The sequence below is a fragment of the Nonomuraea sp. NPDC049480 genome (genome assembly GCF_044465905.1).
Classification (GTDB): Bacteria; Actinomycetota; Actinomycetes; order Streptosporangiales; family Streptosporangiaceae; genus Nonomuraea.
Map to the genome: position 1 here is coordinate 626465 of NZ_JBITMD010000002.1, position 20578 is coordinate 647042.

Sequence of the window (20578 nt, forward strand, 5' to 3'; positions counted from 1 at the left end):
CCAGGCCGCCGTGCGAGCGTACGACCTGGGCCCGGTTCTCCCGGGTGGCCGGCTAGACGCTGACCTCCACGGCCCCGCCGGCCACCCGTACCGGATAGACCGGTACCGACACGTCCTGCTCGTCCAGGCACATCCCGGACACCAGCGAGAACACCTGCTTGTGCAGCGGCGAGGCCACGGTCGGCTCGCCCTTCCTGGTGCCGACGATGCCGCGCGAGAGCACGTACGCACCGCTGAACGGGTCGAGGTTGTCCAGCGCGTGCAGTGTGCCGTCGTGGGTGCGGAACACGGCCACCTGCCGGCCCTCCACGAGGGCGCAGACGCCGCGTTCCGGCAGCATGGCGTCGTAGTCGCAGATCCGGGTCCAGTCGCTCATCGCGCCATCACCGGCTTGATCTGGCCGCGCTCGCTGGCGAACACGATCGACGGGTCCGGCACGCCCGGCGCGTTGACGAAGCTGACGAACCTGCTCAGCTTCTCCGGGTCATCAAGGGTGGCCGCCCACTCGTCGGCGTACGTCTCGATGTGCTTGTCCATCTGCGCGTCCAGGTCGGCGCAGATGCCGAGCGAGTCTTCCATGATCACCTCCCGTAGGTAGTCGAGGCCGCCGTCCAGCGACTCCAGCCAGGCGGCGGTGCGCTGCAGCCGGTCGGCCGTGCGGATGTAGAACATCAGGAACCGGTCGATGGTCCTGATCAGCTCCTCCGAGCTCAGGTCCTTGGCCAGCAGGTCGGCGTGGCGGGGCTTGAAGCCGCCGTTGCCGCCGACGTACAGGTTCCAGCCCTGCTCGGTGGCGATGATCCCGAAGTCCTTGGAGCGGGCCTCGGCGCACTCGCGGGCACAGCCGGAGACGGCCGACTTGAGCTTGTGCGGCGAGCGCAGGCCCCGGTAACGCAGCTCCAGCTCGATGGCCATGCCGACCGAGTCCTGCACGCCGTAGCGGCACCAGGTCGAGCCCACGCACGACTTCACCGTGCGCAGCGCCTTGCCGTACGCGTGCCCGGACTCGAACCCGGCGTCGACCAGCCGCCGCCAGATCTCCGGGAGCTGGTCGATCGTGGCGCCGAACAGGTCGATCCGCTGCCCACCGGTGATCTTCGTGTAGAGGCCGAAGTCGCGGGCCACCTCGCCGATCACGATGAGCTTGTCCGGGGTGATCTCGCCGCCGGGGATGCGCGGGACGACCGAGTACGTGCCGTTCTTCTGGATGTTGGCCAGGAAGGCGTCGTTGGTGTCCTGCAACGCGGCCCGCTCGCCCTCCAGGACGTGCCCGTTGTGCAGCGAGGCCAGGATCGAGGCGACGGCCGGCTTGCAGATGTCGCAGCCCCGCCCCTGTCCGTGCTCGGTGATGAGCTGCGAGAACGTCGTGATCTTGCGGACCCGTACGATGTCGAACAGCTCGGCCCGCGAGTACGTGAAGTGCTCGCACAATGCCTTGCTGATCTCGACGCCCGACTTCTCCAGCAGCTGCTTGAGCATCGGCACGCAGCTGCCGCAGGTCGTGCCGGCGCGGGTGCACGCCTTGATCCCGGGGACGTCGGTGACGCCCTTGTCGGCGATGGCCGTGCGGACGTCGCCCGCGCACACGTTGTTGCACGAGCACACCTGCGCCTCGTCCGGCAGGTCCAGGCTCGCCCCGGCGCCGCTGAAGAGCAGGTCGGACGGCGAGGCCGGCAGCGCCTTGCCGACGAAGGGCCGCAGCGACGTGTACGGCGAGGCGTCGCCCACGCAGATGCCGCCGAGCAGCGTCTGCGCGTCGTCGCTGATGAACAGCTTCTTGTAGACGCCGCTCACCGGGTCCATGTACGTGACGTCGAGCGCCCCGTCCATCGCCCCGAACTGCGCGACCTCGACGCCGAGCAGCTTGAGCTTCGTGGACATGTCCGCGCCCTCGAACGTCGCGGACCCGCCCATGATCCGGTCCACGGCGACCTCGGCCATCGTGTTGCACGGCCCGACCAGCCCGTAGATCATGCCCCCGGCCAGGGCGCACTCACCGACGGCGTAGATGGAGGGGTCGGAGGTGAGCATGGCGGAGTCCACCACGATGCCGCCGCGCTCGCCCACCTCGAGGCCTGACGACCGGGCGAGCTCGTCGCGCGGCCTGATGCCCGCCGAGAACACCACGACCTGCGCGTCCACCAGCGTCCCGTCGGGCTTGCGCAGCCCGACGACCTCGCCGTCGCCGTCGGTGACGATCTCCTTGACGCCGGCGCCGGCGTGCACGCCCAGCCCGAGGCCCTCGATGTGCTGCTTGAGCACCGCGCCGCCGCCCTCGTCGACCTGCCGCGGCATCAGCCAGGGGCTCATCTCGACGATGTGCGCCTTCAGCCCGAGCGCGCGCAGCGCGTCGGCGGCCTCCAGGCCGAGCAGCCCGCCGCCGACCACGACGCCCTCGACCGCGTCCTTGGCGGCGACCCTGATCGCGTCCAGGTCCTCGATCGTGCGGTAGACGAAGGCGTGCTCCGCCCCGGGCACCGGCGGCACGAACGGCGCCGACCCGGTGGCCAGCACCAGCACGTCGTACGGCTCGACGTCGCCGTCCGCGGTGACCACGTGCTTGGCGTCCCGGTCGATGCCGGTGACGCGGGTGCTCAGCGTCGTCACGATCCCCGAAGGCACCTCGTAGGTGAGGTCTTCCGCGCTGGTGCCGGACAGGTAGGAGGTCAGGTGCACCCGGTCGTAGGCCGGGCGCGGCTCCTCCCCGATCACGGTGATCCGGCCGTCGAAGCCCTTGCTCACGAGGGTTTCGACGAGCCGGTGGGCCGTCGGCCCGTACCCCACGACGACGATCCTGCTCATACGGAAATCCCTTCCTGCTCGCACAGCCAGCTCACGATGCCCTCCACGGCGTCCCGGCAGGTGCCGCAGCCGGTCGTGGCCCTGGTCGCGGCCGCCACCCCGGCCACGTCGCGCGCCCCTGCCTCCCAGCACGCCCTGATCTGGCCCTTGGTCACGTTGTTGCACTGGCAGACCTTGGCCGCGTCGGGCATCAGGGTCGGGCTGTCGGCCACGGGCGCCGACGACAGCCCGGGGAACAGCAGCCCGGCCCGGTCCCCCGGCACCGGCCCGCCGCGGTCGAAGAGCTGGGTGAGCGTGCCGACGGCGTCGCTCTCGCCCAGCAGGATCACGCCCACCAGCCGGCCGTCGCGGATGACGAGCTTGCGGTAGGTGCCGCGGGCCCGGTGGCTGAAGCGGACCACCTCGGCGTGCTCCTCGGTCAGGTGGGTCTCGCCCATGGCGGCCAGCTCGACGCTCCTGGCCTTGAGGCGGGTGACCAGCCTGGAGCCCCGGTAGAGCGCCTTGCCGCCGGTGATCACGTCCGCGGCCACGGAGGCCTGCTCCCAGGCGGGGGCGACCAGGCCGTACACGGTGCCGTCGTGCTCGGCGCACTCGCCGATCGCGAAGATCGACGGGTCGTCGGTACGCAGCTCGTCGTCCACGACGACGCCGCGCCGCACCTCCAGCCCCGCCTCGGCGGCCAGCTTGGTGATAGGGCGAACGCCACAGGCCAGCACCACCAGGTCGGCCTCGACCAGCTCCCCGTCCGCGAGCCGGACGCCGTCCTCGTCCACGGACGAGGCGCTGACGCCGGTGCGGATCTCGACGCCGAGCCCGGCCAGCGTCTCGCCGAGCACCTCGCCGGCCTCCATGTCGAGCTGGCGCTCCATCAGGTGCCCGGCCAGGTGCAGCAGCGTCACGGGCAGGCCGCGCCCGGCCAGGCCGCGGGCGGCCTCGATGCCGAGCAGCCCGCCGCCGACGACCACGGCCCTGCGCGCCTCCTGGGCGGACTCCAGGATGCGCTCGCAGTCGTCCAGGGTGCGGAACGGGATCGCCCGCTCCACGCCCGGGATCGGCGGCACGATGGCGTCGCTGCCGGTGGCCAGGACCAGCAGGTCGTACGGCTCGCGCCGCCCGTCCTCGGTCACGACGTGCCTGGTCTCCCTGTCGATGTGGGCGACCGCGCTGCCGAAGGCCGCCTCGACGTCGTGGGCGGCGTACCAGGAGGAGTCGAGCAGCCGTACCTGGTCGGGCCTGGAGCTGCCGGCAAGCACGTTCGACAGCAGCACCCGGTTGTACGGCTGGCACGACTCCGCGCCCAAAATCGTGATCTTCATGTGGGGGTCGCGGGTGCGCACCTCGCTGACCAGCCGCGACCCGGCCATCCCGTTCCCCACGACGACGAGCCTCATGAGTCCCTCTCCACCCTGACCGCGCAGACCTTGAATTCCGGCATCCTCGACGTCGGGTCGAGGGCCGGGTTGGTGAGCCGGTTGGCGCCCTCCCAGTGGAAGGGCATGAATACGGTGTCGCGCCTGATGGCGTCGCTGATCCTGACCACGGCCTTGGCCTCGCCTCTCCTGCTGCTGACCCGCACCACGTCGCCTGCGGTGATGTCGAGCTGCTCGGCGAGGTCCGGGTGCAGCTCGACGTACGGCTCGGGCGCGGCCTTGACGAGCGAGGCGATCCTGCGGGTCTGCGCGCCGCTCTGGTAGTGGGCCAGCACCCGGCCGGTGGTCATGTAGACGGGGTAGTCCTCGTCGGTCTCCTCGGCCGCGGGCCGATGCTGGACGGGCACGAACCTGGCCCGGCCGTCCGGGGTGGCGAAGGAGTCGAGGAACGGCCGCGGCGTGCCGGGGTGCCCCGGCTCGGGGCAGGGCCAGAACACACCCTTCTCGGCCGTGATGCGCTCGTAGGTGATGCCGGAGTAGTCGGCGGGCCCGCCCTTGCTGGCGCGGCGCAGCTCGTCGAACACCTCGACCGGGTCGGTCTCGAAGCGGTGCCCGAGCCGCTCGGCCAGGCCGGCCAGGACGTCCAGGTCGCTCCTGACGCCCTCGGGCGGCGCGACCGCCCGGTTGCGCAGCAGGACGCGCCCTTCGAGGTTGGTCATGGTGCCGGTCTCCTCCGCCCACTGCGTCACCGGGAACACCACGTCGGCCATCGCCGCGGTCTCGGACATGACGAAGTCGCAGGTGACCAGCAGGTCGAGGGAGCCGATGCGCTCGGCGACGTGCTCGGCGGCCGGCGCGGAGATCACCGGGTTGGACCCGAACAGCAGCATCGCCTTCGGCCCGTCCGGGGTGCCGAGGGCGTCCAGCAGCTCGTACGCCGACCGCCCCGGACCGGGCAGCGACTCGGCGGGCACGCCCCACACCCCTGCGACGTGCTCGCGGGCCGCCGGGTCGTCGATCTTGCGGTAGCCGGGCAGCTGGTCGGCCTTCTGGCCGTGCTCCCTGCCACCCTGCCCGTTGCCCTGCCCGGTCACGCAGCCGTAGCCGGAGCCGTGCCGGCCGGGCAGGCCGAGCGCGAGCGCGAGGTTGATGAACGCGGTGACGGTGTCGGTGCCCTTGGCGTGCTGCTCGGCCCCGCGCCCGGTCAGGATGTACGCCTTCCGCGCCGCCGCCATGGCCCTGACCGCCTGCCGCATCCGGTAGACGGGCACCCCGGTGATCCGCTCCACCCGCTCGGGCCACCAGGCGGACAGCGAGGTGCGGACCTCGTCGAACCCGGTGGTCCGCGCGGCCACGTACTCCTCGTCCACGAGGTCTTCGGCGATGAGCAGGTGCAGGAGCCCCAGCGCCAGCGCCAGGTCGGTGCCGGGCGTGGGCTGCAGGTGCAGCCAGGCCAGCTTGGCCGTCTGGGTGCGGCGCGGGTCGATGACGATCATCCGCGGCCCGGTGACGTGGCGGACGAACGGCGGCATGGTCTCGGCCACGTTCCCGCCGGCCAGGAGCACGATGTCGGCCTCGGCCAGGTCGGTGATCGGGAACGGCATCCCCCGGTCCATCCCGAACGCCTTGATCGAGGCGGCGGCCGCCGACGACATGCAGAAGCGGCCGTTGTAGTCGATCTGGCTGGTGCCGAGCGCGACCCTGGCGAACTTGCCGAGCGTGTAGGCCTTCTCGTTGGTCAGACCACCCCCGCCGAACACGGCCACGGCGTCGGGGCCGTGCTCGGCGCGGATGGCGGACAGCCGGTTCGCGACGTAGTCGAGCGCGACGTCCCACTCCACGGGCTCGCCGTGCAGGAGGGGGACGGTCAGGCGCTCACCGTTGGTGAGCAGCTCGCCCGCCGTCCAGCCCTTCTGGCACAGAGCGCCCGAGGCGTTGGCCGGGATGTCGGTCCTGGGCCGGATGGCCAGCTCAGGACCGATCTCCATGCCGCACTGCAGAGCGCAGTACGGGCAGTGCGTCTTCGTCGCGGCGCTCACCGGATCAGACCCTCGCATAGGCGAGGCTGGCCACGACCTTGACGCCGACCTTGCGCATGTAGCACCACCAGGTCAGGGCGAAGCAGGCCACGTAGAAGACTCCGAAGGAGAGGAAGGCGAGGGCGGGGCTGCCGGTCGCGGCGAACGCCATGCCGAACGCCCGGTTGATGAGGAACCCGCCGAGCGCTCCGACCGCCGAGATGATGCCGATGGCGGCCGACGCCTGGCGCTTGCCGTACAGCAGGGCGTCCTCGCTCTCGCCGCGCTCGGCGACGGCCTTGGCCTGGAAGATCGCGGGGATCATGCGGTAGGTGGAGCCGTTGCCGATGCCGGAGGTGAGGAACAACACCTGGAAGGCCAGGAAGAACAGCCAGAAGTTGCCCGACGTACTGGCCGTCCAGACCAGCAGGATGCCGCCGCCCATCCCGGCGAAGTTCCACAGCGTGACGGGGGCGCCGCCGAGCTTGTCGGCGAGCCAGCCGCCGACCGGCCTGATCAGCGACCCGACCAGGGGGCCGACGAAGGCCACGACCGCGAACGGGGCGTCGGGGAACAGGTTCTTGCTCAGCAGCGGGAACGCGGTGGAGTAGCCGATGAACGAGCCGAACGTGCCGATGTACAGGAACGACATGATCCACGTCTGGGCCTTGCCTGCCACCGCCAGCTGCTCACGCGGGTTGGCCTTGGCGCTGGTCAGGTTGTCCATGAAGAACCAGGCGCAGACGGCGGCCACGACCACGAACGGGATCCAGAACCAGCCGGCGGCCGCGAGCCCGAGCGAGCCGATGACCAGTGGCATGACGAGCTGCACGGAGCTGACGCCGATGTTGCCGCCCGCGGCGTTGAGCCCGAGCGCCACGCCCTGCTTGCTGCGGGGGTAGAAGTAGGTGATGTTGGCCATGCTGGAGGCGAAGTTGCCGCCGCCGAACCCGGCGAGGGCCGCGATCACGAGGAACAGCCAGTACGGCGTGTCCGGGCTGCCGACCGCCACTCCCAGCATGATGGCGGGGATGAGCAGCAACACCGCGCTGACCACGGTGAAGTTGCGCCCACCGAACTTGGCGGGACCGAAAGTGTAGGGAACCCGCAGCACGGACCCGATCAGGTTCGGCAGCGCGACCAGCCAGAACAGCTGGTCGGTGGTGAACTCGTAAACCCCCATCTTGGTGGCGACGATGCTCCACAGTGTCCACACGGTGAAGCCGAGGTGTTCGGCAGCGATCGAGAAGATCAGGTTGCGGCGCGCCACGCGCTTTCCTGTGCTCTCCCAAAAAGCGGGGTCATCGGGGTGCCAATCGGCGATCCAGCGCGCCATCGACTTTCTCCTACGCTCGGCGTCCGGGGATCTCCAAGGTAGGAAGCGCGCGTTACGCACTTTGACCGTCCGTGGCTGTGCGCTCGTTACATGTGATTCACCGCTGTAACAAGTCGCGCACATGCGTCACGTCGGAAACATGCTGGTAATGATCGGTTACACCGCCGCCCCTCGGGTACCAGCACTCACAGCAAGGGGGGAACCATGATCAAATCGCTTCACAAGATGGGCATCAGATCCAATCACATGTATGTCGCCGGGATCGGCTCGATCGGCTTGGCCTTCGCGTCCTGGCTGACCTCGAGGACCACCGAGCATGCCGGGCTCGACCGGGCCGATCGGTGGGGGATCTTCGTCGGCGAATGGGCACCGACGTTCTTCGCGATGGGGGTCGCGCTCCGCCTGGAGGAGACGCAGCGCGAGATCGAGGCGCCCGGCATGGAGAGGTTCGAGGAGGCCGAGGGCGTCCGGCCCCGGGCTCGCGCGGGGGTGTGACGAATGTGTCACGCAGGTCACGTCACCGTGCGTGACCTGCGTGACCGCTCGTGCCGTCAGTCCTGCCGTCCGGCGAGCCTGTTGAGCGGCTCGTCGGTCAGCCGATACTTCAGCCACTCATCCTGGCGCACCGCGCCCAGCTTCTCGTAGAAGCCGATGGTGGGCGCGTTCCAGTCCAGCACCGACCATTCAAGGCGCTGGTATCCCCGCTCCGCGCAGATCCTGGCCAGTTCCCCCATCAGCGCCAGGCCGTGCCCGCCGCCACGGTGCTGAGGGCGTACGTAGAGGTCCTCCATGTAGATGCCGTGCACGCCCCTCCAGGTCGAGAAGGTGAGGAACCAGAGGGTGAAGCCGGCGACCGCGCCGTCCTCCTCGGCGATGTGGACGAAGGCGGCGGGACGGTCGCCGAAGAGGGCGGTGCGCAGGTCCTCCTCGGTGGCGCGTACCTCGTGGGCGGCCCTTTCGTATTCGGCGAGCTCGCGGATCATGTCGAGGATCGCGGGCACGTCAGCGGGCGCAGCGGGACGAATCATGCCCACAGCGTAGGGGCAGGCACGGACTACGCCTCGCGGCGCAGCGCGGCGATGGCGGTCAGCGCGGTCGCGTACTCGCCCTCCTCCGGCACCGCCATGTGGTGGTCGCAGGCCTCGGGGCCGGGGCCGAGGACCGCGGTCAGCACTCTGATCGCGTCGTCGGCGGGGTGGCAGGCGGCGTGCCTGCCGAGCCGGACCTGCAGCTTGGTCAGCGCGAAGCCGCGCTCCATGGGCGGGAACCTGACCGCGTCGCCGGCCAGGGCCAGATGCGTGGCCCAGTCGTCGGCCAGGAAGGTCCAGGTCCAGTCCGGCCAGCTCGTGTTCGCCCACTCGAGGACGCGGTAGAGGGGATCGATGCTCCACAACCACGCCTGGCGGCCGGCGACGTCCAGGTGCACGCCCGAGTCCGGGGTCAGCCGGAGGCTGGTGGTCAGGGCCTCATCGGGCAGCGTGGACAGCAGCTTCTCGCCCCGGCCGACGACCTCGAAGGGGACGTTCGACAGGGCGTACGCCCTGGTCGCGCCGTTCTCCGCGACGGTGACCAGGCAGCCGCGGTAGCGCCCGGCCGGGCACAGCCGCTGAAGGTACGGGGAGACGTCGACGTGGACCTTGGACACGTCCTCGCCGAGCCTGGTGAGGACGTCGGGCAGTCCCTGGTAGAGCCATTCGATCCGCCAGCCCGGCCAGGTCAGCGCGAGCACGTCCAGCATGGCGGCGCGGCTGACGATCCCACGGTGGTTGATCAGGTAGAAGCCGAGGCGCTTCTCGCGCGGCACGACGATCGCGGCCGCCTCGCACATCAGCTCGTTGGTCCAGACGAGATCCCTTCCGCTCAGAAGACGCTGGCTGCTCATGAACCGGAGCGCGAAGTCCGGCCCGGGCAGCAGGTCCAGGTCCAGGTCATTGGCCCCCCACTGGGAGTGGTAGAGGTCCCAGGACCCGTCCTGGACGATCACGTAGTGCGCACGGTGGCCCATGCGATCACCGTAGCCATCCCGTATGCGCTGCGTAATCGAATTCTCGCAAGGAGTAAAGAGGGGAATTTTTGGTAACGCGATCATTCGCATACGGCGTAAATCAAAGCAAAAGGGCTTGTCGTCAGAGCGACGACACTATGGTGATCCGCTACACGCTGACAGTCGATGCCGATGGTGGAGGTTCTAGACGCAGCGGCTCGTTCCGGGTCTTCCGCGGCATGCGCATGAAGTGCCGCGGCTGCTACGGGGAAACCTGGCCGCCCATGGTTCGGCGCCTGGCGGATGTGGGACAGCGGGGTCCGCAGGCGTGAACAAGCGCGGCTCCGTCCCGTTCCGGATCCCCGGCGGGCGCGCCGACCCCGACGACGTCAAGATCGTGCGCCACCTCGGCTCCGCCGGGGAGCGCACTGTGCCTCGGCGCGCTCATCGTCCGTCGGGCTACCAGCGGTGGTGGACCTGCGGGCGGATCAGCTCGTCGTACACGGCCCGGACGGCCTCCAGCGTCTCGGCGGGGAACGGCGCCAGGCCGGCCGCGGCCGCGTTCGCCGTGGCCTGGGCCGGGTTGCGGGCGCCCGGGATGACCACGGAGACGCCCTCCTGGTCCAGGATCCACCGGAGCGCGAACTGGGCCATGGTCGCCCCTTCGGGCACCAGGGGCGTCAGCCTGCGGACCGCCTCCAGGCCGGTGGCGAAGTCCACGCCGGAGAAGGTCTCCCCGACGTCGAACGCCTCGCCTCGCCGGTTGTAGGTGCGATGATCGTCGGGGCCGAACGTCGTGTGCTCGTCGTACCGGCCCGACAGCAGGCCGCTGGCCAGCGGCACCCGGGCGATGATGCCCACCCCGGCCGCCCGCGCGGCCGGCAGCACCTCCTCCAGGGGCTTGAGGCGGAACGCGTTCAGAATGATCTGCACGCTCGCCACGCCCGGGCGGGCGATCGCGGTCAGCGCCTCCTCGCAGGTCTCCACGCTGACCCCGTACGCGGCGATCTTCTCCTCGGCCACCAGCGTGTCCAGGGCGTCGAACACGGCGTCCGCCGAATACACCGGAGTGGGCGGGCAGTGCAGCTGGACCAGGTCGATCGTGTCCACGCCGAGGTTCTGGCGGGAGCGCTCGTTCCAGGCGCGGAAGTTGGACATCACGTAGTTCGAGGGGATCTGCTCCAGCCGGCGGCCCATCTTGGTGGCCACGGTGAGTCCGGGGCGGCCCTTGGCGAAGCGGCCGACGATCTGCTCGCTGCGCCCGTCGCCGTACACGTCGGCGGTGTCGACGAAGGTGACGCCCGCGTCCACGGCCGCTCCCAGCGTGGCGAACGCCTCGTCCTCGGAGACCTCGCCCCAGTCGGCGCCGAGCTGCCACGCGCCGAGGCCGACGACACCGACCTCACGTCCGGTACGTCCCAATATGCGGTGTTCCATTGATGGCTCACTTTCCTGTCCGCCATTGCCGCCTCGTATTCCACCACGGAGAGCCGGCATCCCGCGGAAGGGGTCAGGGCGTCCAGACGCAGGTCGTGGTGACCGCATGGCGGGGCGCAATCACACCCCGCCCCGGGTGGTGGTGGGGCGGGGTGCGTTCACCAGCATGCGTGCGACCGGCCGCCCCGGCACAGGTCCGCTGACCGTCCGCGCTCAACCGGCAGTGGCCCGATCCGTCAGCGGGGACACGCGCCGACGTGCGTGGGCCCGGACTTCAGCAGCAGCCGGGTGGCCAGGACCTCCGCGGCCACGTCCTGGCCCATGGACAGGCCGTCGACGTTGCTGAAGGAGAAGTGCAGTCCGCCGACCACGCGTGAGCGCCCGGCGTCGGCCGCCGCCGCGGAGAAACCCGGGAAGCGCCGCTTCCATGGCTGCCCGGTGGCCGGGTCGACGGGCGCGGAGTCGGTGACGAGCGTGAACGGGATCCGGTCGGCGCAGAAGAAGCCCGCCAGGACGGCCGCGCCGGCGCCGCTGAAGGAGCTGTGGCCGGAGATGTACTCCGGCGAGCTGCCCGGGCTTCCGGCCCGTGCCTTCCAGTCGCCGTTCTGCGGGGTGTTCGGGTTGCCGTCCGTGTCGGCCTGCTGGATGGCCGCTTGGGGGCGCCAGTGGCGGTAGGTGTACTTGGTCATGACCGTCGGGATGGACGTGTCGGCCAGCGTCATGCCGAGCAGGGCGAACAGCCGCGTCTTGTCCGCCAGCGGCAGTGGCCGGTCCACGTTGAGCGCGACCTTGATCCATTCGCCGGGCGGCTGGGCGGTGCCGGCGGGCAGCGACCAGTACTGGAACACGGCGGACTTGTCCGCGTCCGGGGTGGCGGCGCTCCCCAGCAGCGCGACCTCGGCGAACGCCGCCGCGTAGTCCAGGCCGCCGAGCGGCGCGGGACCGCTGCCGACATACTTCGAGGCGTCAGCGATCCCGAACGGCCGCATGTTCCTGTATTGCACACCCGACCAGGCCTGCCCGAACACCCCGGGCCCCGTCCCCGCCGGTTGGCTCTCCACCGGTGAGGACCCGTCGTTCTCCCTGGCGGAGACGATGTCCCTGCCCACGGTCTCGCCCCACGCGCGCCCGGCGGCCACGCGCGGCCCCGTTCCTAATCGCGCCAGGTCGGCCTCCAACCGCTCGCGGAGCGGCTCGGCCTGAGTGGGATAAAGGCGGCTGAGCACCGTGCAGGCCGCCGCCAGGGCCGCGGCCTGCTGGTCCCCGTGCGCCGGCGCGCCCTTGGCGTCGCGCAGCGCGAACGCCCTGATCTTGTCGCCGCGGGCGGTCGCTATGCCGTTGACGGCGTCGTACATTCCGGCGTTGACCATGGCGTACGTCCTGGCGGCGTCGGAGTCGGAGGCGCGCTGCACGCGTACGGCCGCCAGGGCCGCCTCGTTCCAGCCGCGCACGGCGTCCAGGTCCGGCGGCGCGGCGGGCAGCGGCGCCGCCGGCGGCGAGAGAAGAGCGAGCAGCATGAAGAGTCTGGTCATGTGGGACTCCTGTTCCGAGTTCGGCCCGGTTCCCATGAACGGTGCGCCTTCCCGGGGCGGCGTACCACTATCCCGGTGGGTCAGGCGGCGGTGCGGCGCGCCAGGCGGTGCTCATCGAGCGTGCGGGCCAGGACACCCAGCGCGCGGCGGAGCGTGACCGTGTCCAGGTGGCCGTAGCACAGCACGACGCCGTTCTGCCGGGCTCCGCGCGGGTGGTGGAAGGCGCCGAGGTCGGCCGCCGCCACCTGCCGCTCGCGCAGCGCCGCGAGCACCTGCTCGGCCCTGATCCGGGCCGGGAGCAGCAGCGTGGCCGCCGCGCCGGTGTCCGCGCCGAGCAGCCGCACGTCCGGGTACGCCCCCAGCGCCTGGCGCACGAGCGCCCGCTTGGCCGCGTACAGTGCCGTCAGCCGCTCCGCGCGCCGCGCCACGGCCCCCGACACGAGCAGGTCCGTCACCGCCCGCTGGCACGTGAACGACGGCTGCCCGGCCGCGCCCTCCTCGACGGCCCCGATCATTCCGCGCGGCACGACCGCGAACGCCAGCCACAACGCCGGCGTCAGCACGTCGCAGAACGACCCCACCATGGCCGTGCCCGCCGCGTCCCCGACCGCCAGCACGCTCGGGAGCGGGTTGGCCCCGGCGTCGAACAGCCCGTCGAGCGCGGGCTCCAGCACCAGCCCACCGCTCTCCCGCGCCCACGCGGCCAGTTCCCTGCGCCGCTCCATCGGCATGCGCGTGCCGAGCGGGTTGCCCCGCTCGGGCATGACCGCCACGACGTCGCACCCGTCGGGGATGAGGGAGGGCCGCGCGCCCGCACCGTCCGTGGGCAGCGGCAGCACGGTCGCGAGCCTGGCGTACGCGGCCCTGAGCCTCGGTGGCGCGGGGTCCTCCAGGGCGATCACCGGGGGCCGGCCGCCGTGCCGGGCGCGCAGCAGGAGCTCCAGCGCTTCGCCGTAGCCCGCCGTCACCACCACCTCGTGCCGGTCGAGCACCAGCCCGCGGGCCTCGCGCAGGTACGCCGCGATCGCCGCGCGCAACTCCGGCAGGCCGGTCGCGGGCGGCTCGTCGGCGGGCGGGGCGTGGTGGCTGGCCCGCCGCCAGGCCGCCCGCCACGCGGCCAGCGGGAACGCCTGCCTGCTCGGCCGCTCCCGCCGCAGGTCGATCAGAGGGGAAGAGGGCGGGCGCGCGGGCGCCTGCCGCTCTGGCACCGGACCGGCCACGTAGGTGCCCGAGCCGCGCAGCCCGGTGACGTACCCCTCCGCGAGCAGCGTCTCGTACGCCGCCATCGCGACCCCGCGCGAGACCCCCAGCACGCGGGCCAGGGTGCGGGTCGACGGGAGCCGCGTGCGGGGCGCGAGCTGCCCGCGCCGGATCGCCCTCCTCAGCTGGGCGGCGAGCTGGGCCTGCAACGGCTCGGCCAGGTCCCGCTCGAGCTGGATCGGCACATTCAGTCGTTGTGGATGGCGCATGTGGTTGTCCCCCTGAAGAACACGCTGGACGGTCCCCGTTGGCCCTAAGGCGTGACATCCCGTTCCACGCGGGGCGGAGGCGGGAGCGGCCGGGGCTCAGCGCGGGCGATAGCAACAGCGCAGCCCCGTCTGCACGGCGGCCCGCAACTCCTCCCCGATCACCGGGTCCACGGCCGCGATGCGCGCCAGCGCCCGCCTGATGGCCTTCCCGACGGCGATCCGCGCGCGCTCGTCACTCCCCGCGAACCGCCGGGCCCGCCCCCCGATGCCGGTCGCCGCCGACAGCTCGGCCACCAGCCACTCGCGCTCCAGCCGCAGCGCCGCCGCCCGTTCCAGGTCGTGCATCTCCTCCAGCTCGTCGATCTCCGCCTGCAGCTGCGCCAGCCGCTCCCGGTAGGCGTCCCTGGCCCGGTCGTCGAGCACCGGCTGGGCGGAGACGCTCTCACCGCCCGGCGACCCGGTGCCCGCGACCAGATCGGCGGCCAGGATCTCGCGCCCCGGATTGGCCACCAGCGCGGCCAGGTGCGCCATGCCCACGCTGTGATCCACCCGCGCGATCCGCCCGCCCAGCTCGACCTGCCAGCGCCGTCCGTGCCTGCGGAACCGGCACGGGCCGCGATCCCCGGCCGCCCGCCCCGCCACGGCAGGCAGCACCATGCCCAGTTCCTTCGCCTCCTGCGCGGCGGCGGCCTGCTCCGCGAGCGCCGCCTCGTCGTACGCCCCGTCCCGCAGCGCCAGCGCCTGCCCGAGCCGGTACCGGGACAGCGCCGCCGCGGGCCAGTGCCCCAGCGCCAGGTTGGCCTGCACCGCGGCACGCAGGTGAGCGACCGCCCGGTCCGGTTCGCCGAGGGTGAGCGCGGCCACCCCCAGGGAGTGCTGCACCGAACCGAAGCAGACCACTCCGAGGCTGCCGATCATCGGCAGGTCCGCGAACGGGCTCAGCAACGCGTACGCCTGCGCCGCCGTACCGGCGTCCTGGAGCAGGTGCGCGGTCTCCACGACGCAGTACATGGACACCAGCCAGGTGCTCGACCTGGGCAGATCCGCAAGATCCCGCCCGCGTACCCGTGCCAGCCTCCCGGCCGCGAGCCGCCGGTCGCCCGCCGTGGCCGCGGCCAGCGCGAGCCCGGCCAGGTAGGAGTTGTCGATCGGGCTGAGCGTGGGCGAGCTGACCAGGTTGGTCAGGGCAGGCAGGAGCTCGGCGGCGCGGCCCTGGTACCAGCGGATGGCGCCGAGTTGCCCGCCGTACCAGCCGGTCGCGTCCATGTCGCCGGCTGCCACCCCGCGGTCGAAGCACTCCCCGGCGAGCCGCTCCGCTTCCTCGAACCGCCCCGCCCGGATGGCGAGCATGACCTCGATGGCGTTGACCACGTACCCCACCGCGAGATACGCGTGTTCGTGCAGCAGCCCCCGCAGCTCCTCCAGGCAACGCTCGGCATGCGGATCGCCGGTCAGGAAGAGGTCGACGGTCCTCCACAGCAGCCCCATCATGAGGTCGCCCCTGCGCTCGGTCACCGCCGCCTGCCCGATCAGCTCCCTGGCCAGCTCCAGCCGGACGGCGCCGTGCTCGGGCCCGAGCAGGCAATGGTGCGCCAGGCTCAACGCCTCGGCCACCGCCGCCGGATCCCCGGAGGACCTGGCCTCACCCAAGATCTGCAGGATGCCGGCATGCCCACCGGCCCGGTAGTCCTCCTCGCCGGCGATCCGCACCCGCAGCCGCAGCGCCGGTGAGGAGGACGGATCGAGCAGCGACAACGCGCGCCGCTGCCGCGCGCGTACCATCTCGGACTCGGCGCTCGTCCGGTGCTCGTGCACCCACACCCCGCCGAGCCCCAGCGCCGCCCGCGCGAGCGCGATCGGGTCCCCGCGCTGCTCTGCCTGCCGGTAGGCGGCGTCGTACCAGCGCCGCGCGGTCTGCAGGTCCCCGTTCACGTTCAGCGCCCGCTCCCCGAGCACGAGCGACAGCCTGAGGTCAGGAAATTGGGCCGGCAGCACCCCCGGCCGTTGTGCGACGCCCACGTCTCCGCTCCCCTGTCGGTTATCTGAGATGAGCGTCCCACGGTCCCCCGAATACCGTTCCAGTACTTTTACACGTAACGACTCCTCCGCCCCGATTCATCGCCGGAAACGGCCGGTCTCGCCCGGCAGAATCGCGGCCCGGCTCCTAACCATTTCGGCCGATCGAGCGAGATCGATCTATCGCACCGGCAACGTCCCGCCTGCTGCTGCCCACGGCGGAGGGAAACGCCGATGCTCACAGTGTTGATGGCGTTCGCGGCCTGCTACGGCGTTCTCCAGCTCACCGTGCTCGGCTGGGGCACCCGCTCGGTTCGGGTTCTCACTCTTGTCCTGGCCATCGGGGTCGGGTTCTACGGCTGCGGCATGACGGCCGTCCTGCTCCAGCTCGCCTGCACCAGGACCCTGTCCGCGCTCACCGGGCAGCAGCTCTATGGCGTGGGCGCCGTGGCCGCCTACACCATCGGCCGATGCCACGGCCCGTCCGGCAAGCCGGACAACCTCTGCCTCAACGTCACCGGCACCGGCAACTCCTCTGCCGTGACCATCGCCGCCTGCAACGGCCAGGCCACCCAGAGATGGACCCGCTCATAACCGGGAACCGGCCTGCACCGGCACGCCGGGTCCCAGGCCACCCCGCCTGGACCCGGCGCACATCATCAACTTATGCAGGTGCGGGAAGAGGCGTAGCACTGCCAAGGTTGCAGCATGTCCCGCGAACGTTTGCGAGCCACCTTCGACACTGTGGCTTCCCTGTATCAGAAGGCGCGCCCCGACTATCCGGCCGATCTGTACTCCGAGCTGCTCGCGATGACGGGGGTTGAACCGCCTGCACACCTTCTCGAAGTCGGATGCGGCCCGGGGAAAGCCACACGACCGCTGGCAGAGCGGGGGTTTCAGATCACTGCCATCGAGCTTGGTGAAGCTCTGGCAGAGGAGGCACGGCGCGGGCTACGTGACTTCCCCGGCGTCTCGGTGATCACCTCATCGTTCGAGGCGTGGGAACCACCGGCCGGTGCCTTGTTCGAACTCCTCTACGCGGCCACCGCCTGGAAATGGGTCGATCCCGAGGTGAAGTACGAGAAGGCGGCTGCCCTCCTTCCCCCAGGCGGTCACCTCGCCGTTTGGGACGCCGACCACGCCTTTCCCCCAGACTTCGACCCGTTCTTCACCGAGATCCAAGCCGTATACGACGAGATGGGGGAAGGAGACGTCGACTCCTGGCCACCGCCACGGCCTGAGGACCATCCCGATTCCCACGCCGCTGATTTCGAGGAATCCGGGCACTTCGAAGTCGTCGGAACACGGCGCTATGTATGGGGACTCCACTACACCGCTGAGGAATACATCGCCCTGCTGGAAACCTTCTCCGGGCACATCGCCATGCAGGCGGCCAAGCGCGAGCACCTCTACAACGAGATACGCCGCCGACTGGCCGCACGACCCCAGGAGCGGCTTACCCGGCACTGGCTGGCCGTGCTCACCGTCGGCCGACGTCTATGACGTCATAGGGGACTGCGTTCAGTCCGCCGCTTGATCTTCATCACGGCGATCCGGCAAGACGATCCGAAAAAGCGGGCTTACCCTGCGGGACGGTCAGTCACCCGCGTTGTCCCTGGCGCTGACGTTTCTGGTGATCGGATGCACCGCGGCGGGTTTGTGGTTCTTCTTGTCGGCGACCTCTCGCCGTACACCTTGAGCGTGCCCACCCGTTTGGGCGATGTGGACTCTCGCCAGGCAAGCCTTCGACCGAGATCCGTGGCTGACCCTTCGACCCAGGCCCTGGTCACCCAGACGGCCTGGTGGTGATCCATGGCACGCTGATGGCACGGAGCCCCCTGGCGAGACCGCTGCGGGCTTCCTCATGCAGGTGGAAGGCGGTCCCAGTGGGTAAGCGCCTTGGTTCCCCGGGGCAACGAGGACCTCTCGCCGGCTCATCTCAACGGGCTCGTCTGGGGCCGGAAACGTGCAGGATCTCAGCTGTCTAGCGTTGCTTGAGGCGGAGTGCCTCTTTGCGGGCCTCGGCCTGGATGGACCGCTCGCGCTCCAGCCACGCCGGGTTCTCCGCTTTCAGCGCATCGATCTCAGCGGTGGTGAGCGGTTCGGTGATCCCGCCTCTGGTCAGGCCGGAAATGGAGACCCCGAGCTTCGCGGCGACGACCTGTTTGGGGTGCGGGCCGTTGCGGCGCAGGTCAGTGAGCCAGGCGGGTGGCTTCGACTGCAACTCGTTCAGCTCGTCCCTGGAGACGACACCCGCCTGGAACTCGGCGGGAGTGGCCGAGAGGAGGACACCCAGCTTCTTGGCCGCGGTCTCGGGCTTCATCGTCTGGATGGTCTTCGGTTTGGACGAGGTCATGGCGCCAAGAGTAGTCAGTCGGAACGGGTTCCCCTGAATCGGTACCCTGAGGAAGTGACCGATGGAGAGACCGGCAGGGTGTTCCGGCTGGCGTACGCACCCGGCGTGACACCCGCGAAATGGGTCAACGTCTGGACCGAGAGGATGCCCGGCGTGCCGGTTACCCTGGTCGCGGTTCCCGCCGCCGAGGTGGTGGGACTCCTGCGGGATGGCGGCGCCGACGCCGGATTCGTCAGGCTGCCGGTCGACCGCGACGGGCTCAGCGTGATTCCTCTCTACGTGGAGACCACGGTGGTCGTGGTGCCGAAGGACCATGCGGTGGCCGCCGCCGACGAGGTGGGCATCGCCGACTTGACCGACGACGAGGTGTTCGATCCTCTGGACGACACCATCGAGTGGGCGGTCCGGCCCGGGCTGCCCGCGTTCACCCGCCCGGCCACAACGGCGGACGCGGTCGAGCTCGTAGCGGCCGGCAGTGGGCTTCTCCTGGTTCCGCAGTCGCTGGCACGCCTCCACCACCGCAGGGATCTCACTTACCGGCCGGTGCCGGACGCGCCGCAGTCTCAGGTCGCGCTGGCCTGGCCCACGGACGCGACCACCGACCTGGTGGAAGATTTCATCGGCATCGTCCGCGGCCGGACAGTGAACAGCTCGCGGGGCCGTACCCCCGCCTCCCCTGCGGAGAAACCGGCACAGCGGCAGGCGCAAAAACCCGCAAAGAACGGCTCCGGTCGCCGGGCCGTGCCGGCCAGCCGTAAAAAGAAGGGTCACCGGCCTCGGTGACCTGCAGCCCCGAGCCTCCGGTTCGGACCCGCTTTGGGATTTAGTCACTCAGACCCGATTTCCACGGAAACGGGGCCTTTACACAGGTGGGCGGTACTGGGTTCGCATCAGTGACCCTCGCTTGTAAGGCACCGCCAGGGGCGGCGACGTGCACAAATAAGGGATCTGACCTGGGCTGACATCATGGCGTCACGCCAGTAACCGTTGGCGGACCCGTGCCGTGCGCCGACGCGGAGAAACGGCCAGTGGCAGGTCGGAGCGGTACGGCCGAGCACCGCGATGATCGCCACCGCGGTGCCGGACGGTGTCTGTACGGCCCGTGCACCAGGGCGCAGGCCGTACAAGACTTTCTACTTGTCCCGAGGGTGCGACTCGGAGCCCACCTTGAGGTCGAGTTCCCTAATCTGACCCCCGAGCACCCGGACTGGCCGGGCGTCGGCGAAGCTCGCCGTGGCCGGGTACCAGAGGTCGATAGTCTGGTTGGTGGCCCAGAACGACGTCCTGAGCTTCACGAACTGGCTGGCGAGCCCTTGCACCTTGTACGTCAGGCCGGCGGCGGGAGGTGCCGCCAGGTCGCCGGTGATCGCGTTGACCGCTTCCACGGTGATGCCTCGGCCGCCCGGGTAGGGCTGGCCGTTCAGGTCGAGAATGTTGCCGGTCAACACGCCGCCCGCCGGGTTCAGTTTGACGTCGGAGATGGTTGCCGTCTCACCGGCCGCCACTTTGTAACTCTTGGCGATCATTCGGTTGGGAACGTCTCCTGACCACTGCCAGGCGTATCCCGAGGCAGTGTTGATGCCTCTGAAATGGACAGGCCACCGGTAAGGCCCCAGGTGATTGAGGGCGAACCGGCCCTCAGCGTTCGTGCACCCGCCACCATACGTCAGGGGCAGGAACTCGGCGCACGCCGTGACGGGGCTGCCGGTGGCCGCGTCACGGATGACGCCGCTGATCGAACCCCACCCGTCCAGCTCGATCGGCGGGATCGCCGTGGCACGTCCGGGGCTGGTTGTGATCTTGCGGGCCAGGTATTGGCTGCCGGTCCCTCCGTCGTGCCCGACCCACTGGATGCCATGCGTCGTGTCCGAATAGTGGGGGGTGACAAGCAGGGTGTAGGTGTTGGCGGGGACGCGGATGCTCACCTTCCCGTCCTGGCCACTGTATGCCGCGCACTGGCGATCCCTGGCGTTCTGCAGGGTTAGGGCCATGACGCATGCCCATGCGACCGGATCCTCGGTCTGCGCGTCTCGTACCTCAGTGGTGATGGTGGTGGCGGGCTTGGTCAGCGGTGCTGAATCATGGGCGCCGAGTTGTGAGGAGCGAGTACCAACTCCACGATCTCGAGTGGGCATGCCAGCCTCATGCCGATCTTGATAGTGGTGCTCCGGCCTCGGCAAGAAGCGACCGGCCATGAACGATGCCGGCCGCATACCCTCTTCAGCCCGGGTGTCCAATATGCAGAAAATGTCCCTCTG

17 protein-coding genes are annotated in these 20578 nt (G+C 70.4%); 4 read left to right on the forward strand and 13 right to left on the reverse strand.

Annotation, left to right across the window (positions count from 1 at the left end):
• Positions 1–52: 52 nt before the first annotated feature.
• Genes nirD through ACIBX3_RS08315 form a run of 5 tightly spaced genes read right to left on the reverse strand, consistent with a single transcriptional unit; the run spans position 53 to position 7526 of the window.
• A complete protein-coding gene (nirD, locus tag ACIBX3_RS08295; RefSeq protein ID WP_397114465.1) occupies positions 53–376 on the reverse strand; it encodes a nitrite reductase small subunit NirD in 324 nt (107 codons plus the stop codon).
• A complete protein-coding gene (nirB, locus tag ACIBX3_RS08300) occupies positions 373–2802 on the reverse strand; it encodes a nitrite reductase large subunit NirB (RefSeq protein ID WP_397114467.1) in 2430 nt (809 codons plus the stop codon). Before nirB ends, nirD begins: the two co-directional genes overlap by 4 nt.
• Positions 2799–4193: an FAD-dependent oxidoreductase gene (locus tag ACIBX3_RS08305; RefSeq protein WP_397114469.1), complete on the reverse strand. Its 1395-nt coding sequence runs from the start codon at positions 4191–4193 to the stop codon at positions 2799–2801. Before ACIBX3_RS08305 ends, nirB begins: the two co-directional genes overlap by 4 nt.
• Positions 4190–6229, reverse strand: a complete 2040-nt coding sequence (locus ACIBX3_RS08310) for a molybdopterin oxidoreductase family protein (protein WP_397114470.1) — start codon at positions 6227–6229, stop codon at positions 4190–4192. Before ACIBX3_RS08310 ends, ACIBX3_RS08305 begins: the two co-directional genes overlap by 4 nt.
• Positions 6216–7526, reverse strand: coding sequence for an MFS transporter (locus tag ACIBX3_RS08315; RefSeq protein WP_397114472.1), 1311 nt, complete (start codon positions 7524–7526; stop codon positions 6216–6218). Before ACIBX3_RS08315 ends, ACIBX3_RS08310 begins: the two co-directional genes overlap by 14 nt.
• A 204-nt stretch (positions 7527–7730) precedes the next feature.
• Here ACIBX3_RS08315 and ACIBX3_RS08320 point away from each other — a divergent pair, with 204 nt between their 5' ends.
• Positions 7731–8021 (forward strand): hypothetical protein, encoded by a 291-nt coding sequence (locus ACIBX3_RS08320; RefSeq protein WP_397114474.1) that lies wholly within the window; start codon positions 7731–7733, stop codon positions 8019–8021.
• A 56-nt stretch (positions 8022–8077) separates the two neighbouring features.
• On the opposite strand, the gene ACIBX3_RS08325 is transcribed toward ACIBX3_RS08320, so the two are convergent.
• From ACIBX3_RS08325 to ACIBX3_RS08350, 6 genes are all read right to left on the reverse strand, one after another.
• Positions 8078–8554: a GNAT family N-acetyltransferase gene (locus ACIBX3_RS08325; RefSeq protein ID WP_397114476.1), complete on the reverse strand. Its 477-nt coding sequence runs from the start codon at positions 8552–8554 to the stop codon at positions 8078–8080.
• A gap of 26 nt (positions 8555–8580) precedes the next feature.
• On the reverse strand, positions 8581–9531 hold the full coding sequence (locus tag ACIBX3_RS08330) for a hypothetical protein (protein ID WP_397114478.1): 951 nt from the start codon (positions 9529–9531) through the stop codon (positions 8581–8583).
• Between the two features lie 438 nt (positions 9532–9969).
• Positions 9970–10947, reverse strand: a complete 978-nt coding sequence (locus tag ACIBX3_RS08335; protein ID WP_397114480.1) for an aldo/keto reductase — start codon at positions 10945–10947, stop codon at positions 9970–9972.
• 236 nt (positions 10948–11183) lie between these two features.
• A complete protein-coding gene (locus ACIBX3_RS08340; RefSeq protein WP_397114482.1) occupies positions 11184–12479 on the reverse strand; it encodes a vanadium-dependent haloperoxidase in 1296 nt (431 codons plus the stop codon).
• An 80-nt stretch (positions 12480–12559) separates the two neighbouring features.
• Positions 12560–13924, reverse strand: coding sequence for a PLP-dependent aminotransferase family protein (locus ACIBX3_RS08345; protein ID WP_397114484.1), 1365 nt, complete (start codon positions 13922–13924; stop codon positions 12560–12562).
• 120 nt (positions 13925–14044) lie between these two features.
• Positions 14045–15967, reverse strand: a complete 1923-nt coding sequence (locus ACIBX3_RS08350) for a hypothetical protein (RefSeq protein ID WP_397114486.1) — start codon at positions 15965–15967, stop codon at positions 14045–14047.
• 231 nt (positions 15968–16198) lie between these two features.
• On the opposite strand from ACIBX3_RS08350, the gene ACIBX3_RS08355 reads away from it, so the two are divergent.
• Both ACIBX3_RS08355 and ACIBX3_RS08360 read left to right on the forward strand, forming a co-directional pair.
• Positions 16199–16558 carry a hypothetical protein gene (locus ACIBX3_RS08355; protein ID WP_397114488.1) on the forward strand — a complete coding sequence of 120 codons (360 nt, stop codon included), beginning with the start codon at positions 16199–16201 and terminating at the stop codon, positions 16556–16558.
• A gap of 114 nt (positions 16559–16672) precedes the next feature.
• A complete protein-coding gene (locus tag ACIBX3_RS08360) occupies positions 16673–17467 on the forward strand; it encodes a class I SAM-dependent methyltransferase (protein WP_397114490.1) in 795 nt (264 codons plus the stop codon).
• Between the two features lie 481 nt (positions 17468–17948).
• Here the strand turns inward: ACIBX3_RS08360 and ACIBX3_RS08365 are convergent, their stop codons facing one another.
• The gene (locus ACIBX3_RS08365) at positions 17949–18320 is read right to left on the reverse strand and encodes a DUF5997 family protein (RefSeq protein ID WP_397114492.1); all 372 of its coding nucleotides are present in this window, start codon (positions 18318–18320) and stop codon (positions 17949–17951) included.
• Positions 18321–18374: 54 nt separating this feature from the next.
• Here ACIBX3_RS08365 and ACIBX3_RS08370 point away from each other — a divergent pair, with 54 nt between their 5' ends.
• Positions 18375–19103 carry a LysR family substrate-binding domain-containing protein gene (locus tag ACIBX3_RS08370; RefSeq protein WP_397114494.1) on the forward strand — a complete coding sequence of 243 codons (729 nt, stop codon included), beginning with the start codon at positions 18375–18377 and terminating at the stop codon, positions 19101–19103.
• Between the two features lie 350 nt (positions 19104–19453).
• On the opposite strand, the gene ACIBX3_RS08375 is transcribed toward ACIBX3_RS08370, so the two are convergent.
• Positions 19454–20557: a hypothetical protein gene (locus ACIBX3_RS08375; protein WP_397114496.1), complete on the reverse strand. Its 1104-nt coding sequence runs from the start codon at positions 20555–20557 to the stop codon at positions 19454–19456.
• Positions 20558–20578: the final 21 nt, after the last annotated feature.

Coding starts and splice junctions, on each gene's coding strand:
- ACIBX3_RS08335 (WP_397114480.1), bottom strand. CDS start 10,947: ATGGAACACCGCATATTGGGACGTACCGGACGTGAGGTCGGTGTCGTC.
- ACIBX3_RS08360 (WP_397114490.1), top strand. CDS start 16,673: ATGTCCCGCGAACGTTTGCGAGCCACCTTCGACACTGTGGCTTCCCTG.
- nirB (WP_397114467.1), bottom strand. CDS start 2,802: ATGAGCAGGATCGTCGTCGTGGGGTACGGGCCGACGGCCCACCGGCTC.
- ACIBX3_RS08305 (WP_397114469.1), bottom strand. CDS start 4,193: ATGAGGCTCGTCGTCGTGGGGAACGGGATGGCCGGGTCGCGGCTGGTC.
- ACIBX3_RS08365 (WP_397114492.1), bottom strand. CDS start 18,320: ATGACCTCGTCCAAACCGAAGACCATCCAGACGATGAAGCCCGAGACC.
- ACIBX3_RS08315 (WP_397114472.1), bottom strand. CDS start 7,526: ATGGCGCGCTGGATCGCCGATTGGCACCCCGATGACCCCGCTTTTTGG.
- ACIBX3_RS08355 (WP_397114488.1), top strand. CDS start 16,199: ATGCTCACAGTGTTGATGGCGTTCGCGGCCTGCTACGGCGTTCTCCAG.
- ACIBX3_RS08330 (WP_397114478.1), bottom strand. CDS start 9,531: ATGGGCCACCGTGCGCACTACGTGATCGTCCAGGACGGGTCCTGGGAC.
- ACIBX3_RS08320 (WP_397114474.1), top strand. CDS start 7,731: ATGATCAAATCGCTTCACAAGATGGGCATCAGATCCAATCACATGTAT.
- ACIBX3_RS08340 (WP_397114482.1), bottom strand. CDS start 12,479: ATGACCAGACTCTTCATGCTGCTCGCTCTTCTCTCGCCGCCGGCGGCG.
- ACIBX3_RS08325 (WP_397114476.1), bottom strand. CDS start 8,554: ATGATTCGTCCCGCTGCGCCCGCTGACGTGCCCGCGATCCTCGACATG.
- nirD (WP_397114465.1), bottom strand. CDS start 376: ATGAGCGACTGGACCCGGATCTGCGACTACGACGCCATGCTGCCGGAA.
- ACIBX3_RS08310 (WP_397114470.1), bottom strand. CDS start 6,229: ATGCGAGGGTCTGATCCGGTGAGCGCCGCGACGAAGACGCACTGCCCG.